Raw genomic sequence first — 14,869 nt, forward strand, 5'->3', positions numbered from 1 at the left:
CGGCCGGACCACCCGCGTCGGCGCAGGCGACCGGCGGAACGAGGGAGAACCACATGGAGCTCGGACTCTCCGGAAAGGTCGTGCTGGTCACCGGCGGCAGCGGCTCGCTCGGCTCGGCGATGGTGACGGCCTTCGCCGCCGAGGGCGCCCGCATCGCGCTGACCTACCGGCACGACCCCGGCCGCGCCGAGAAGCTGGCGCGCGCGGTCGAGGCCCGGGGCGGCGAGGTGCTCGTGGTCGAGTACGACCTGGCCGACCGCGCCTCCATCCGCTCGGCCGTCGACACCGTCGTCGGCGAGTGGGGCGCGCTCGACGTGCTCGTGCTCAACGCCTCCGCGCAGCAGGGCACCCGCACGACCCCCGTGGCGTTCGAGGACGTCCCCGTCGAGCACTGGCAGCAGGCGCTGCGGACCGACGTCGAAGGCGCGTTCCACACCGTGCAGGCCGCCCTGCCCGCGATGAAGGGCCGGGGCTGGGGCCGGATCGTGCTGCTCTCGGCCAACATCGTGGTCCGCGGCGCCAACGGCGACGAGCCGTTCATCGCCAGCAAGATGGCGTTGCACGGCCTCGGCCGGACCCTGGCCACCGAACTGGCGGCGGACGGCATCCTGGTCAACGTCGTCGCGCCGGGGGCCACCGTCAGCGACGGTTTCCTGCGTCGGTTCCCCGACGAGACCAGGGCGACCTTCGCCGGGCTCGACGACGCGGGGATCAAGCGGGTGCTCAACCACGGCGCCCCCGTGGGCAAGGTCTCGACCCCCGCCGACGTGGCCAACGCGGTGTTGTTCCTGGCCTCCGGGGCCAACGGCAACATCAGCGGCAACGTGCTGCACGTCGCCGGGGGGCACTGAGTGGTCCCGCCCGAAGCGCCCCGGACGCGGTCAGGAGCGACGATGACCCCGACACCGGTCTTCCCCCAGGCACGGACCTGCCCCCACCTTCCGCCCAAGGGGTACGCCGAGTTGCGGGACGGCGAACCGCTGCGCAGGGTCCGGCTCTACAGCGGGCAGACGGCGTGGCTGGTGACCAAGTACGAGCAGGCGCGCACGCTGCTGCTCGACCCGAGGCTGTCCTCCGACCGCCGCAACCCCGGCTTCCCGGTGATCTCGGTGCAGGTCGAGCTGCTCACCGAGCGCAAGCGCCAGGCGCTCATCGGGATGGACCCGCCGGAGCACGACGCCCAGCGGCGGATGTTCCTGCCGGACTTCACCGTGAAGAAGGCGCGGGAGCGGCGGCCCGACATCGAGCGGATCGTGCACGGGGCGCTGGACCGGATGCTGGCCGGGGGCTCGCCGGGCGACCTGTTCCGCGACTTCGCGCTGCCGGTGCCGTTCATGGTCATCTGCCGGCTGCTGGGCGCGCCGTGGGACGACCACGAGTTCTTCCAGGACGCCATCCGCCGGCTGGTGCGGACCTTCGACACGGCGGAGGGCAGGCAGGCGGGCGCCGAACTGCTGTCCTACTTCGAGCGGCTGGTCGTCGAGCACGAGCGGCGACCCGGCCCCGGGCTGATCGGCCGGCTCGCCGGCACCCGGCGGATCTCGCGGGACGACCTGGCGCTCGCGGCGATGTCGCTGCTCATCGCGGGGCACGAGACCACCGCGTCGATGATCGCGCTCGGCGCCGTCACCCTGCTCGAACACCCCGACCAGCTCGCCGAGTTCCGCGCCGACCCGGACGCCGTCGCACCCGCGGTCGAGGAACTGCTGCGCTACCAGTCGATCGCCGACAGCGCGAACATCCGGGTGGCCACCGCCGACATCGAGATCGCCGGTGTGCTCGTCAAGGCCGGTGAAGGCATCCTGATCCCGGCCTCGATCGCGAACCGGGACGCCGGGGTGTTCGCCGCTCCGGACGCGTTCGACATCCACCGCGGCGCGGGCAACCACATCGCCTTCGGCTACGGCAGGCACCAGTGCCTCGGCCAGAACCTGGCCCGGCTGGAGCTCCAGGTCGCGCTGACCGCGCTGTTCGACCGCGTGCCGACGCTGCGGCTGGCCGTGCCCGCCGACCAGCTCGTCGCCCGCCCGCCGGGCGCGATCCAGGGCATCGACGCCCTACCGGTGAGCTGGTGACCGGGATGCCGGAGGCGACCATGCACGTGGCGGCGGACCGGGACGTGTGCGTCGGCGCGGGGTTGTGCGCGCTGACCGCACCCGACGTCTTCGACCAGGACGAGGAGGGCATCGTGACGGTGCTGGCCGACCACCCGCCCGGGGAGGCGCGGGACGCGGTGCTCCGGGTCGAGACCCTGTGCCCGTCGGGAGCCGTCCGCGTCACGCGGCGGGTCGCCGGCGGCGAGCGGGCCTGAGGGCGGCGGACCATGCGACTGCTCCTGCTCGGCGGCACCGAGTTCGTCGGCCGTGCGACGGCCGAGGAGGCACTGGCCCGGGGCTGGGAGGTGACCGTGTTCCACCGCGGCCACCACGAGCCGCCACCGGGCGTGACCGCGCTGCACGGCGACCGGGGCGCGCCGGACGGCCTGGCGGCGTTGGGCCGGGGCGAGTGGGACGCGGTGGTGGACACCTGGTCCGGTGCGCCCCGGGCGGTGCGGGACGCCGCCCGCCTGCTCGCGGACCGGGTCGGACACTGCGCCTACGTCTCCAGCCGGGGCATCTACGACTTCCCGGTGCCGCCGCCGCTGACCGAGGACCGGCCGGTGGTGGACGGGTCGCCGGACGACGACGATGTCGACTACCGCCGGGCCAAGCGGGGCGGCGAGCTGGCCGTGACCGCCGCGTTCGGCGAGCGGGCGCTGGTGGTGCGCCCCGGTCTCGTCTTCGGCCCCCGGGAGACGTCCCGCCGGCTGCCGTGGTGGCTGCGCCGCGTCGCCCGCGGCGGGCGGGTCCTGGCACCCGGGCCGCGGGAACTGGGCCTCCAGTACATCGACTCGCGCGACCTCGCCGCCTGGGTCCTGGACGCGGCCGAACGCGGTCTCGGCGGCGTGCACAACGCGGTGTGCCCGCCGGGTCACGCCACGACCGGTGACCTGCTCGACGCGTGCGCGGCCGTCACCGGCTCGGGGGCGGAGCTGTGCTGGACCGCCCCCGAGCGGGTGCTGGCCGCGGGCATCAGGCCGTGGACCGACCTGCCGATCTGGCTCCCGCCCGGCGAGATGCACGAACTCCTGCACCGGACCGACGTGTCCAAGGCGGTGGCGGCCGGTCTGCGCTGCCGTCCTCTGGCGGAGACCGTGGCCGACACCTGGGACTGGTTGCGCGGTGTCGACGGGCCGCTGTCCACGGGGTCCTTGCCGCGCAACGACGACCTGGTGGGGCTGGACCCCCTGCTGGAGGCGCAGGTGCTGTCGGGGTAACCGGCTGATCGCGACCGCCCCCGAACGACGAGTCCCCGCACCGGACCCGGTGCGGGGACTCGTCTTCCCGGCCTCCTGGCGGTCACCAGTCCACCGGGACCGCGGTCAACCCTCCGATCAGCGTTCCCTCGACCCGGGCCAACGCGTCGACGGACACGGCGAGGCGCAGGTTCGGGAACCGGCGCAGCAGGGTCTCCAGCACGACCCGCAGTTCGAGCCGGGCGAGCGAAGCGCCGACGCAGAAGTGCGGTCCGACGCTGAAGGTGACGTGCTGGTTGTCCTCACGGGACACGTCGAACTCGCCGGCCCGCGCGAACACGGTCTCGTCCCAATTCGCCGACTCGACGGACGGGATCACGCTCGTCCCCTTGGGCACCCGCACCCCGCCGACCTCGATGTCCTCGGTGACGTACCGCAGCATCGACAGCGACCCGTTGATGAGCTTCCACCGGAGCACCTCCTCGACCGCGTTCGGCACCAGCGCCGGGTTCGCGCGCAGGGCGGCAAACTGGTCGGGGTGCGCCAGGACCTTGGCCACCGTGTAGCCGATCTGGCTCGCCGTGGTCTCGTAGCCGACCAGCAGGAGCAGCCTGCACCACCAGTGCAGCTCGTACTCGCTCAGGCGGACGTCGTCGTTGTCGTGCACCCGGGTCAGCTCGCTGATCAGGTCGTCGGCCGGCGCGGCCCGCTTGGCCTCGATCAGGGCGCCCATGTAGGCGCCGAGCTGCCCCATCGCGGTCTGGATCTCGGCCCGTCCGTACTTCCCGGTCGACAGGAACTTGTCGGTCCACCCCCGGAACCGCTCCTGGTCCTCCACCGGCACACCGAGCAGGTCGCACACCACCCGGATGGCCAGCGGGAACGCCAAGGCCTCCGACACGTCCGCAGGCCGCGGGCCGTTTGCCATCTTCGTGACCAGCTCGTCGACGATCTCCTGCACGCGCGGGCGCATGTTCTCGACCATCGTGGCGGTGAACGCCTTCATCACCAGGCGTCGGACCCGGGTGTGCTCCGGCGGGTCCGGGTCCATCCCGGGGTCCTGGAACATCTTGTTGTCCGACGTCATCCTGGCGGCGTCCGGCCGGTTGAGGTTGCGGCTCACCCTCGGGTCGGTGAGCACCGCCCGGACGTCCTCGTAGCGCGTCACCAGCAGGGCGTGGTCGCCGCTCGGCAGCCGGACCGGGATCACCGGGCGGTCGCGGGCGGTCGCCAGCTCGACCGGCACCTCCAGCGGCGCGGGTCGGGCGAAGGGGTACGGGACGGGTTCTTCCGTGCTCATGTCGTCGCCTTCCTGCGCTGCGGGGCAAGTCGTCACCGGCGCGGGAGGGGGCGGCCCTCGACGATGCCGTGCGGTTCGACCGTGGGGTGGATCGCGACCGTCTCGAACCCCGCCTCCGCGAGCAGGGTCGACCACTCGTGCGCGGTCCGCTCCCGGCCGCCGTTGGTCACCGCCATCGCGATGTCCATCAGCTTGCTGTAGTGCGGGTCGTTGCCGGTCGGCAGCACGCCGTCGATGATCAGGACCCGCGCGTCCGGGTCGGGGCCGATCGCCTCGCGGATGCGCTTGAGCACCCCGACGCAGAGGTCGTCGGCCCAGTCGTGCATGACGGCCTTGAGCACGTACGCGTCCACCCCCGACGGGACGCCGTCGAAGAAGCTCCCGGCCACCAACTCGACGCGGTCGGCGACGCCCTGCGCCTCCAGCACCGGCGGCGCGGTCGCGATGGCGGTCGCGATGTCGAACAGCACGCCGCGCGAGTCGGGGTAGCGGCGCAGGATCGCCGCCAGCAGCCGGCCCTGGCCACCGCCGATGTCGGCGATCCTGGGGAACCGCCCGAAGTCGAACGAGTCCGCGATCCGCGGCGCGCGCTCGTCGTTGAGCTCCGACATCGCCTTGTGGAACGCCGACGCGAACTCCGGGGCGTCCTGCTCCAGGTACTCGAAGAAGTTCTTGCCGTTGCGCAGCCTGCGCCCGTTGGGCTCCCCGGTGCGGACCGTGTCGGCGGCGTAGCCGAAGCAGTTCCACACCGTGGGCTCGCCGTAGAAGTACGCGAGGTACCTCAGCGTTCCCGGCACGTCGCTGCACAGGTACTCGGCTTTCGGCGTCAGCTCGAAACGCCCGTCCTCCCGTTCGGCGAACACCCCGACCGAAGCGGCGGCCCGCAGGAACCGGTAGAGCGTGGGCGCGTGCGACCCGGTCGCCGCGGCGAGGTCCGGCACCGCCCGCGGTCCTCTTGCGAGCAGGTCGGCGACGCCGAGGCGGGCGAGGACGGTCAAGGTGCCCGCCACCCACTTACCCGCCAGCATCATCATGACCTCGTGCTGCTCGCCCCGGTCCCCGTGCGACCGGCCGTGCGACGCCGGAATCCGATCCACCGAGCTGGTTGCCATCCCGATTCCTCCCTGCGGCCGGCGTGCGCCGCCGTTGGCGAGCGGACGCGCCGAGTCTGTGGCGCAAGGTTTTCACCGGTGTCTCGAAGACGGGTCGAGCCGAGTTGAAGCCCGCGCCGCCTGCGACTCCCACGCCGTCGCAGCGCTGACCCGCTTGTGCGGCGGATACCCACTCGCGCTCGGGCTGGTCGCCGCACGTGCCGCCGCCGCACCCCACCTGCGCCTGGCGGACACCGTCGCCGAACTCCACGACCTCGGTCTGGACGCCCTGGCCTCCGACGACCCCACCGCCAGCCTGCCCGCGGTGCTGTCCTGATCCCTGGACCGGCTCACCGACCGGCAACGCGGCACCGAGTCGACCGACTGGCAGGAAGACCTCAACACCGTCCGCCGGTCGATCCGCGCCCGCGCCGAACACGCCCTCGCCCGGATGAAGAACCGGACCATCCTGCGAAGTGCGGTCGCTACCGGCATGCTCGACAGTGACACACCACACACGAACACGTTTGTCACGATCTCGTTCGTAACGAACATGTTCGTCTAGTCTGGGTTCGTGGACAGGGAACCAAGAGTTGCCCAGAGTCGCCGGGAACGTCCGGCGAAACCGGCACTGACCCGTGCGGGCATCGTGACGGCCGCCGTCGCGGTCATGGATGCCGAGGGGTTGGAGAAGGTGACGATGCGGCGGCTGGCCACCGAGCTCGATACCGGCGCGGCGTCGCTGTACGTCTACTTCCGCAACGCCGCGGAACTACGGGCCGCAGTGCTCGATGAGCTGCTCGCCGACGTGGATCTCGCCCCGGTCACCGCGGCCGGGGATTGGCGAGACCGGATGCAGGCGGTGCTGGACTCCTACCTGGCGGTGCTGCTGCGGTACCCGCCGCTGGCGCGCTCGGCGCTGCTGACCCGCCCCTCGGGGCCCCGCTACCTGGACCTGGTGGAAGCGCTGCTGACCCTGTTGCGCGACGGCGACGTGGATGACGCGCGGGCGGCCTGGGCGGTGGATCTGCTGCTGCAGTTCGCCACCGCCACCGGCGCCGAGCAGGCCACCCGCCGAGAGAACCCCGAGGACAACTCGGAGTGGAATGCGCTGGTCACCGCCATCACCAACGCCGATCGCGCCCAGCACCCGCTGGTCAACGCCCTGGCCCGCGAACTGCTGTCCGGACCCGGACAGGTCAGGGTGAGCTGGGGGCTGTCGGTGCTGGTCAACGGCATCCTCGCCACCCCACGACCCCCGGTCGAGCCCGTCCGACCCACCGACAACGGCTGAAAGAGCCCCGTCATGACCAACAGCACCACCGCGTCGACAACCGAAACCACACCGGTGCTCGTCGTCGGCGGCAGCCTCGTCGGCCTGTCCGCCGCAGTCTTCCTCGCCTGGCAGGACGTGCCGCTCGTCGTGGTCGAAAAGCACCAGGGCAGTTCACTGCACCCACGGGCGATCGGCTACACCACCCGCACCCTGGAACTGTTCCGCCAGGTCGGCATCGAGGTCCCGACATCGGGACACGGCAGCGGCGCACCGCGGCGTGCCCGAGTGGAGTCGCTGGCGGGCAGGTGGATGGAGGAATATCCCTGGAGTCCCGGCGGCGGCCCGAAACCACAGATCAGGTACTCCCCGGTCGGTGGCACCGCCATCGCGCAGGACAAACTGGAACCCATCCTGCGGGACCGGGCCCGCGACCTGGGTGCCGACCTGCGGCTGGGCACCGAACTGATCGGGTTCACACAGGACGACGACGGCGTGAGCGCGACCCTCCGCCGCCGCGATGACGGTCACGAATACGAGATCCGCGCCCAGTACGTGATCGCTGCCGACGGCGCGACCAGCCCGACCCGCGAAGCCCTCGGAATCGGCCGAGAGGGTGAGGGCCTGTTGTCGGTGCAACGCTCGATCCTGTTCACCGCCCCGATCGACCACTACCTGGAGAAGGGCGTGGTGCAGTTCGAGATCGGACAACCCGACTTCACAGCGTTCCTGACCACCTACTCCGACGGCCGGTGGGTGCTGATGCTCAGCGACGATGTCGACCGCACCGAAGACGAACAGAAAACGCTGGTGCGTCAAGCGGTCGGGATTCCCGATCTGCCGGTCGAGTTGATCACAACCGGGCGCTGGGAACTCGCTGCGTTGATCGCGAAGCGATTCTCGGCCGGGCGCGTGTTCCTGGCCGGCGACGCCGCGCACCAGCTTCCACCCAACCGCGGCGGGTTCGGCGCCAACACCGGCATCGACGACGTCCACAACCTTGCCTGGAAACTGTCCGCGGTCCTGTCCGGGCAATCGGATCCGCGCCTGCTGGACACCTACGACGCCGAGCGGCGGCCGATCGCCGAACTACGCCACGAGCAGATCTTCGCCCGCGCCGACTACAAGGCCTTCCTGACCGCCCCACGCTCGGACGTCCCGGTACTGGACGACAACGCCATCGAACTCGGGCAGCTCTACCGCTCCGACGCCGTGGCCGGGGCCGGTCCCGAATTGCCGCCGGCGCAACGCCCGGACGAGTGGGCCGGTCAGCCCGGCACCCGCGCCCCGCACCTGCCGATCACCACCACCGACGGCCAGGAAACATCGACCCTCGACCTGTTCGGGCGCGGCTGGGTGCTGCTGTCCCAAGACCCACTGTGGGCGCCCGCCGCCCAGCAGACCACCGACCACCTGGGCATCCCGGTGCGTTTCGTGCACCTCGGCGCCGAGGTGGACACGACCGACCCACACACGTTCCCAACCGCCTTCGGCACCGGCCCCCAAGGCGCCACGCTGGTGCGCCCCGACGGCTACATCGCCTGGCGCACGACCGATGTCCCGGTATCCCCGGCCGAGACCTTGACCGACGCGCTCGCCCGGGTGGCCGCGGCCGGGTGAACACCCCGATACGACCAACACACGATCGTCTACCGAGCTGCCGTCCTCATCCACGCCGCAATCGCAGGGATCCACGCTTTGTCAGACACGCCCCTAGTTTGCGGGCCGCCGTACGTTCTGACTGAAGTCGGCAGCTTCGAGGACGAAGAACAGGAAGCTCAAAAAGGCCCCGGAAGGGAACCTCGCCATCTCGTCGGAGAAGAGTTCGTGGGCTTCCGGCGCCGGAGGCGGCTCGCTGATCACGGCCGTGCGGAAGCCGGCTGCGGTGAAGGCGTCGGTCATCGCGTGCAGCGGCCGGTGCCAGTAGGTGAGCACGGCCTTCTGGCCGTTGAAGGTGCACTCCTCGGACCACTTGCTGGTCGCGAAGTAGTCGGCCTCGCGATACTCCATTTTGAAGATGATGGGGTGGTTGACGACCACGATCAGCCGGCCGCCGGGCTTCAGCACCCGCCGCAGCTCGGCCAGCGGCGCGGTCCAGTCCTCCAGGTAGTGCAGCACCAGGGCCGCGATGACATCGTCGAACGCGCCGTCGGGGTATGGCAGCGGTTGGCCGATGTCGGCGACCCGCAGGTCCGTGTCGGCGCCGAGCCGCTGCCGGGCCAGCTCCACCATTTTCGCGCTGCGGTCGAAGCCGGCCACGACGGCGCCCCGCTCGCGCAGCGCCTCGGACACGGCACCGGAGCCGCACCCGGCGTCGAGGACCCGCCGACCGGCCACGTCCCCGGCCAGGTCCACGATCGCGGGCCGGGTGTAGTAGGCGTTGAGGAGGCTGGTGTCGTTCTCGACCGTGTACGCCTCGGCGAAGCTGTCGTAGTCGTTCTCCACGGCCACGTCGGCGGAACTCTCGTGATCGGCAGGCATGTTCCCCATACTGCCGAGTGATCAATCAGGATTCCAGGAGACCTCGACCACCAGTCGCCCGCTCGGGCAACGGGCCACTCGCGGATCGCGGGTCGGGAGCCTGCGCCACCGCGAACTCCAGTCGGACGAGACACCACTGGTCAAGCGCTCGTACCTGGACTACTACATCTGCGGAGAGACGGGGCTCCTTTCGGTGTATGTTGCTCGTTCGATCAGGTCTCCGTTGCCGGGTAGGTGGGATTGACTACCGGAAGACGAGCGCTGCTCGCACTGCTCGCTTTGGTCCTGTCCGTTCCGGTCGCGGTGTGGTTGGGGGTCTGGCTCGGGATCGCGGTGGGCGCCGCCGGCGTCGTCGCGGCGGTGCTCCTGGGGCGGGCTTCGTTCGGCAATCGCGTGTCGAGCAGCGTGTACGGCAGCGTCGTGCAGTCGCACAGCATCGGCACGGTAGTGCTTTCCGAAGCGCCGCAACCGAAAGAGCCTCCTCGGCAGGTCGTCGTCGGCGAGATCCCCAACGAGCCCCCGGACTACCAGCCGCGTCCGGCGGCGGGTGACCACCTGTCGAACCTCGCCGGCGGCAACGATGTCGTCGTCGTGTGCGCGATGACAGGCCAGCGGGGCGTCGGCAAGTCGCAGCTCGCCGCCGCCTACGCGCGCAAGTGCATCCGCGAAGGCGTCCCGCTGGTCGCGTGGATCGCGGCCGAGACGCCGGACCTGTTGCTGGCGGGGATGAGCGAGGTGGGTGTCCGGCTCGGTCTGCGCGGTCCCCGGGACGACGTGCGCAGCACCGCCCTGCGGGTGCGTTCGTGGTTGGAGAGCCGGACCGAACCGGCCCTGTTGGTGTTCGACAACGCCACGGACGCCGACGCGCTCAGGCCGTTGATCCCGACTTCCGGGTGCACGCAGGTGCTGATCACCAGCACGTGGACGGCGACGGGCAACCTCGGCGCGCTGTTCGTGCTGGACGTGTTCACCTTCGACGAGGCGCTGGCCTACCTCGCCGAAGCCACCCGCCGCCCGGACGTGGACGGCGCCCGGATGCTGTCACACGAGCTGGGACGCCTGCCGCTCGCGCTCGCCCAGGCCGCGGCGGTCATCCGGACGCAGCGCCTGGACTACCCGACCTACCTGCACCGGCTGCGGTCCACCCCGGTCGAACGGCACCTGGTGCGCCGGCCCGGCGAGTCCTACCCGCACGGGACCGCCGAGGCGATCCTGTTGTCCCTCAACGACGTCGGCTTCACCGAGGGCGGCTTGGCCGCGCAGGTGCTGCAGTTGGTGTCCCTGCTCTCGCCCGACGGCGTGCCACGGTCCGTGCTGCACGCCGCAGCCGCGCGGATGGACGTGGACGAGGTGCTGGAGCGGCTCGCCTCGTCGTCGGTCATCACGTTCAGCGTCGGCGGCGAGAACATCATCATGCACCGTCTCGTACAGCGCGTGATCCGCGACCGCTGCACGTTCGAGGGGACGTTCGAAGCGGTGGTGCAGAACGCCGTCACCCGGCTGCGGACGTTGCTGCCGAAGGAAACCGAGGCGCTGCAACGCCGACGCGAGTCCGACGCGCTGATCCGGCAGATCGCCGCGCTCCGCGAGCACTGCACGTCCGACCGGGTCGATTCGCCGGCGCTCCTCGGCGACCTGGTGGACCTCCGGACGTGGTCGGTGCGCCAGCTCATCCAGACCGCCGACCTGCACCGCGCGGAACTGTTCGCGATGGAGGTCGCGCAGGACGCGGGCCGGGTGCTGCCCGACGACGACCTCCGGTCGTGGACGGCGCGCAACGACCTCGCCACCATCCACCTCTACTCCGGCCGGGTCGACGTGGCGGTCGCGCAGTACCAGCGCACGCTGATCGAAGTGGAACGGCTGCTCGGACCGCGACACCCCGCTGTGGTCGCGTTCGCGCGCGATCTCGCGGCGGCCTACGTACAGGCGGGTCGGCTGCTGGACGCGACCCGCCTGTACGAGCGCGTCGTCGCCGACGCGGAGCAGGCCCGGGTGGCTCCGACGGTGCTGGTCGACTACCGGCACGAGTTGGCGTCGGCCTACGACCAGGCGGGACAGGACGATCGGGTCGTCGCCGCCTACGACCACGCCCTGCGCGACGCGCACGCCGCCTTCGGCCCGGAGCACCCGGTCACCAGGTTGATCGGTCAGAACCGGGAACGCGCCGTGGCGTTCCACTCGCCGCCCGAACCGGCAACGTCCCGGCGCGCCGGGCCGCGACCGCAACTGCTCGGCGCGGACCTGGGTTTCGCCCGTGACGGCTGGGTGAGCAGCCGGAGCCGTTCGGAGATCAGCGCGCTGCACGACCGGATCGGCAGACTCTCCCGGCAGATGTCCGAGGACGAGCCCCTGGTCATCCGGCTGCGCGGCGACCTGGTGCGTTCCTACCTCCGGGCCGGGCGGACGGCGGAGGCGGTGGAGTTGGCCGAGCACAACTTCAACCGCGCGTCCGACGCCTGGCCGGACGACCTGGGGAGGGTACGCGACGAACTGGCGGTCGCCCGGGAAGGCGCCGGCGACCTGGACGACGCGGCGCGGTTGTTCGCCGTGACGCGGGACGAGCGGATCGCCGGGTTTGGTGTCGGTTCGCCGGAGGTGTTGGCGAGCCTCGACAACCTGGCACGCGTCGCCCTGGCGGCGGGCCGGCTGGACGAGGCGGTCGCCGCCTTCGAACGCAACCTAGGCACGGCACAACGCATTTTCGGGCCCGACAGCCAGGAAGTGCTGCCATACCGCAACAATCTCGGCCGCGCGTACGAGGCCGCCAACCGTCCCGACGAGGCTTACCGCTGGTACATCCACGCCGCCGAGACCGCCGGCACCCTCCACGGTCGCAGCCACCCCGAAACCGGCCTGTACCAAGCCAATGCCGCCCGCGTCCGCCCCCGCGAAGCCCTCGGCCCTCGGGTGGACAAACGACAACCGGCACCCGAGGTCCGTTTCGAGGAGATCCACTACCGGGCCAACCAGGAACGATCCGGGCCCGATGCCCCGGAACACCGTCCGGTGCGGCGCATTCTGGAGGACGACTCGAACGCGTTCGACGTGGACGGCAAAGCCGCGCCGCCGGTGATCGGGCTGTAGCGCCCGGCAACGGCAGCCCACCTCCGGACACGCAAGACGAAACCACCCCGGACATCCGACCGCTGCCTCTTCCTCTGCCTGGGCGTCGGCGAGCACGACATCCCGACCGCGGCCGAGGACAGGCTCACGCGGTACCGATCGGTGCTGCACGACCGGGCGGTTCGCCAATCCTGCCGGTAGTTCCGCATGGTCCCGCGCGAGGCCGCGCGGGACGATCGGAACGGTGGACAGCGTGACGCACGGCGCCGCCGGATCGATGACCTTCCGGGCCTTCGCGGAGGACCTTCCCGGCGACCAGTGGCGGAAGCACGTCCGCCGCCACTGGTCGCCGCCGTCGGACGACGACGAGCCGGACCTGTTCCGGCGGTGGTCCACCCTCCAGTCGATCGCGCCCCGCCTCGTCCCGCTGTGGCTGGAACTGCTGAGAAGCACGGGCCCGGCGGACCCGGCGCTGGCCGCACACCTGACCCACGTCGACCTACCCCTGCCGGTGGTGCACGGACCCCAGGGCACCGCCGGCCGGGCGCTCGTGCGCAACCTCGCCTGCGAACCCGACCGGTTCGAGGGCACGCTGTGGCGCAGCCGGCTGACCCACCGCCGGGTCTTGGGCATGACAGCGGGCCTGTGGGGCCTGTTCGACGGGATGAACGACGACGGCCTGGTCGTGTCCACGACCGCGGGCACGGGCCGGTGCCGCGGCGGGCTGAGCGGGCCGATCCTGGTGCGGCACCTGCTGGAGCACTGCGCGACGGTCGCCGACGTGGACGAGGCGCTGCCGACCTGGCAGACCGGCGTGGCGCACGACCTCACCGTGCTGGACGCGACCGGCGCCAGGGCGGCCTACCGACTGGTCCCGGACCGACCGGTCCATCGGGGCCGCACGCTGCACTGGGACTCGACCGAGGAGGGCGGCCTGGCGATGTCGTGCCCGCCGCTCTTCCGGGAAGACGGCTTGGTCGACACCGTCTACACCGCCGTGTACCGCCCGGCGGACGGCGAGGTCACACTGATGTGGCACGGTTGCGAGTGGACGCTCGGTTTCGACCGGTTCGAGTCGGGCGAACTCGTCGTCGCCCTCCCCCACCGGCAGGACTGGCCCGGCTTCGGGTGAGCACCTGCCGGGCGTGAGAGCGGTGGTCGCGGATGTTCCCCGCAGGCCATGCCTCGCTCCCGGGTGACCTACCGGAAGCAGGATCAAGTTCGAGTGGCTTCCCCGGACCCGCGTTCAGGCATCCGAAGTGGACCGGCGAAGCGAACTTCCCGTTGACTCCCGGCAAGGCAGGAGTCAACGGGAAGTCACCGCTCTCCCGTCCCAGCGGACAGGAGCTCCGGCCTCACCGCCAGCGCTCTGTCCAATCCCCGGTGCAGCCGACCGTGCGGATGCCGTGGACGCCGCTGTACAGGCAGTGGTTGTTCCACATGCTCACCAACTCCCAATCACCGTTGCCCCAGTCCCCCATGCGCCAACGCTGCCACGCACCGTCGTTGCAGCCGAAGCCGCGCACGCCGTGCTCACTGTTGTCCAGGCACATCTTCGTGCCGACGTTCATGAAGCGGTAAGTGCCGTCGCTGTACCGCTTCACCTCCCACAACTGGTGGGGCCCGCCGTTCCTCGGGCGCGTGTGCACACCCTGTTCGAAGTTGTGGTCCAGGAAGTAGCCGCCGTCCCCCCTGCTCTGCCAGGTCCACTGTTGCGCGGCCGACGCCGACGGCACCACCGCCAGCATTGCCAGCATCACGGTGGCGAGCACCGCCGCGACTCGTCCGAGCTTCATCCGTCCCCCTCATGAGGTGCGTTTTCCGTACGGGCGACGACTGTGCCGGCGTGACCTGGCACGAACCTGGCACGGCGTGTCGGATACCTGCCCGACGGGGGGAAGTGCGGTTCCGGCTGTGACTTGTACCTCTTATCAGGATGGCTGGAGGCGGACGGTCGTCGCTCACGAGAGGTGGGCCAGGACGTTGATGATCGTGCCGCCGGGATCTTCGACGAAGAAGCGGCGCACGCCCCACGGCTCGTCCCGGATGGGGTAGACCACGCGCAGGCCCTGTTCCACCGCGGCCGTGTGCGCGGCGTCGACGGCCGCCGGGGAGCCCAGATCGAGGCCGAAGCTCGGCGCGGGGTCCTCCATCCCGAGCGGCGGGATGATCACCTGCGCCGACGGGTTGGCCGGCGACGCGAGCCCCAGCACGGGGGCCCGCATGGCGATCTCCAGACCGAGCACGTCGGTGTAGAACGCCTGCGAGGCGGCCAGGTTCGCGCCCCCGGCATACGCCACGATCCTCATCACGGACATAGCGACGGCCTCCCAGGTCGTGTGGTCGACAGCAGTGGCCAAGCG

The 14,869-nt window shown here is 71.2% G+C and carries 14 protein-coding genes; 9 read left to right on the top strand and 5 right to left on the bottom strand.

Features of this window, described 5'->3' with window-relative positions:
• The first annotated feature begins 53 nt into the window (after positions 1-53).
• The 4 genes from ACQPZF_RS26245 to ACQPZF_RS26260 are packed head-to-tail and all read left to right on the top strand — an operon-like array spanning position 54 to position 3,316.
• On the top strand, positions 54-851 hold the full coding sequence (locus tag ACQPZF_RS26245; protein ID WP_433261231.1) for an SDR family NAD(P)-dependent oxidoreductase: 798 nt from the start codon (positions 54-56) through the stop codon (positions 849-851).
• Positions 852-893: 42 nt separating this feature from the next.
• Complete coding sequence (locus ACQPZF_RS26250) at positions 894-2,075, top strand: cytochrome P450 (RefSeq protein WP_433261233.1); 1,182 nt, start codon at positions 894-896, stop codon at positions 2,073-2,075.
• A 5-nt stretch (positions 2,076-2,080) separates the two neighbouring features.
• On the top strand, positions 2,081-2,311 hold the full coding sequence (locus ACQPZF_RS26255) for a ferredoxin (protein WP_433274698.1): 231 nt from the start codon (positions 2,081-2,083) through the stop codon (positions 2,309-2,311).
• Positions 2,312-2,323: 12 nt separating this feature from the next.
• Positions 2,324-3,316, top strand: coding sequence for an NAD-dependent epimerase/dehydratase family protein (locus tag ACQPZF_RS26260; protein WP_433261235.1), 993 nt, complete (start codon positions 2,324-2,326; stop codon positions 3,314-3,316).
• Positions 3,317-3,398: 82 nt separating this feature from the next.
• On the opposite strand, the gene ACQPZF_RS26265 is transcribed toward ACQPZF_RS26260, so the two are convergent.
• A complete protein-coding gene (locus ACQPZF_RS26265) occupies positions 3,399-4,595 on the bottom strand; it encodes a cytochrome P450 (protein WP_433261237.1) in 1,197 nt (398 codons plus the stop codon).
• A 32-nt stretch (positions 4,596-4,627) separates the two neighbouring features.
• On the bottom strand, positions 4,628-5,707 hold the full coding sequence (locus tag ACQPZF_RS26270; RefSeq protein WP_433261239.1) for a methyltransferase: 1,080 nt from the start codon (positions 5,705-5,707) through the stop codon (positions 4,628-4,630).
• A gap of 154 nt (positions 5,708-5,861) precedes the next feature.
• Here ACQPZF_RS26270 and ACQPZF_RS26275 point away from each other — a divergent pair, with 154 nt between their 5' ends.
• From ACQPZF_RS26275 to ACQPZF_RS26285, 3 genes are all read left to right on the top strand, one after another.
• On the top strand, positions 5,862-6,023 hold the full coding sequence (locus tag ACQPZF_RS26275) for a hypothetical protein (protein WP_433261241.1): 162 nt from the start codon (positions 5,862-5,864) through the stop codon (positions 6,021-6,023).
• A 237-nt stretch (positions 6,024-6,260) separates the two neighbouring features.
• Positions 6,261-6,980 carry a TetR/AcrR family transcriptional regulator gene (locus ACQPZF_RS26280; protein WP_433261243.1) on the top strand — a complete coding sequence of 240 codons (720 nt, stop codon included), beginning with the start codon at positions 6,261-6,263 and terminating at the stop codon, positions 6,978-6,980.
• Positions 6,981-6,992: 12 nt separating this feature from the next.
• On the top strand, positions 6,993-8,579 hold the full coding sequence (locus ACQPZF_RS26285; RefSeq protein WP_433261245.1) for an FAD-dependent monooxygenase: 1,587 nt from the start codon (positions 6,993-6,995) through the stop codon (positions 8,577-8,579).
• A 93-nt stretch (positions 8,580-8,672) separates the two neighbouring features.
• Here the strand turns inward: ACQPZF_RS26285 and ACQPZF_RS26290 are convergent, their stop codons facing one another.
• On the bottom strand, positions 8,673-9,440 hold the full coding sequence (locus ACQPZF_RS26290) for a class I SAM-dependent methyltransferase (RefSeq protein ID WP_433261247.1): 768 nt from the start codon (positions 9,438-9,440) through the stop codon (positions 8,673-8,675).
• A gap of 240 nt (positions 9,441-9,680) precedes the next feature.
• Here ACQPZF_RS26290 and ACQPZF_RS26295 point away from each other — a divergent pair, with 240 nt between their 5' ends.
• Entirely contained in the window at positions 9,681-12,527 is a 2,847-nt protein-coding gene (locus tag ACQPZF_RS26295; protein WP_433261249.1) for a tetratricopeptide repeat protein, read from the top strand.
• A gap of 223 nt (positions 12,528-12,750) precedes the next feature.
• Complete coding sequence (locus ACQPZF_RS26300; protein WP_433261251.1) at positions 12,751-13,638, top strand: carcinine hydrolase/isopenicillin-N N-acyltransferase family protein; 888 nt, start codon at positions 12,751-12,753, stop codon at positions 13,636-13,638.
• Between the two features lie 223 nt (positions 13,639-13,861).
• Here the strand turns inward: ACQPZF_RS26300 and ACQPZF_RS26305 are convergent, their stop codons facing one another.
• Both ACQPZF_RS26305 and ACQPZF_RS26310 read right to left on the bottom strand, forming a co-directional pair.
• The gene (locus tag ACQPZF_RS26305; RefSeq protein ID WP_433261253.1) at positions 13,862-14,302 is read right to left on the bottom strand and encodes an RICIN domain-containing protein; all 441 of its coding nucleotides are present in this window, start codon (positions 14,300-14,302) and stop codon (positions 13,862-13,864) included.
• A gap of 165 nt (positions 14,303-14,467) precedes the next feature.
• On the bottom strand, positions 14,468-14,815 hold the full coding sequence (locus ACQPZF_RS26310) for a VOC family protein (protein ID WP_433261255.1): 348 nt from the start codon (positions 14,813-14,815) through the stop codon (positions 14,468-14,470).
• Between the last annotated feature and the right edge of the window lie 54 nt (positions 14,816-14,869).

Origin of the sequence: Actinosynnema sp. CS-041913, assembly GCF_050942485.1 — a bacterium.
Classification (GTDB): Bacteria; Actinomycetota; Actinomycetes; order Mycobacteriales; family Pseudonocardiaceae; genus Actinosynnema.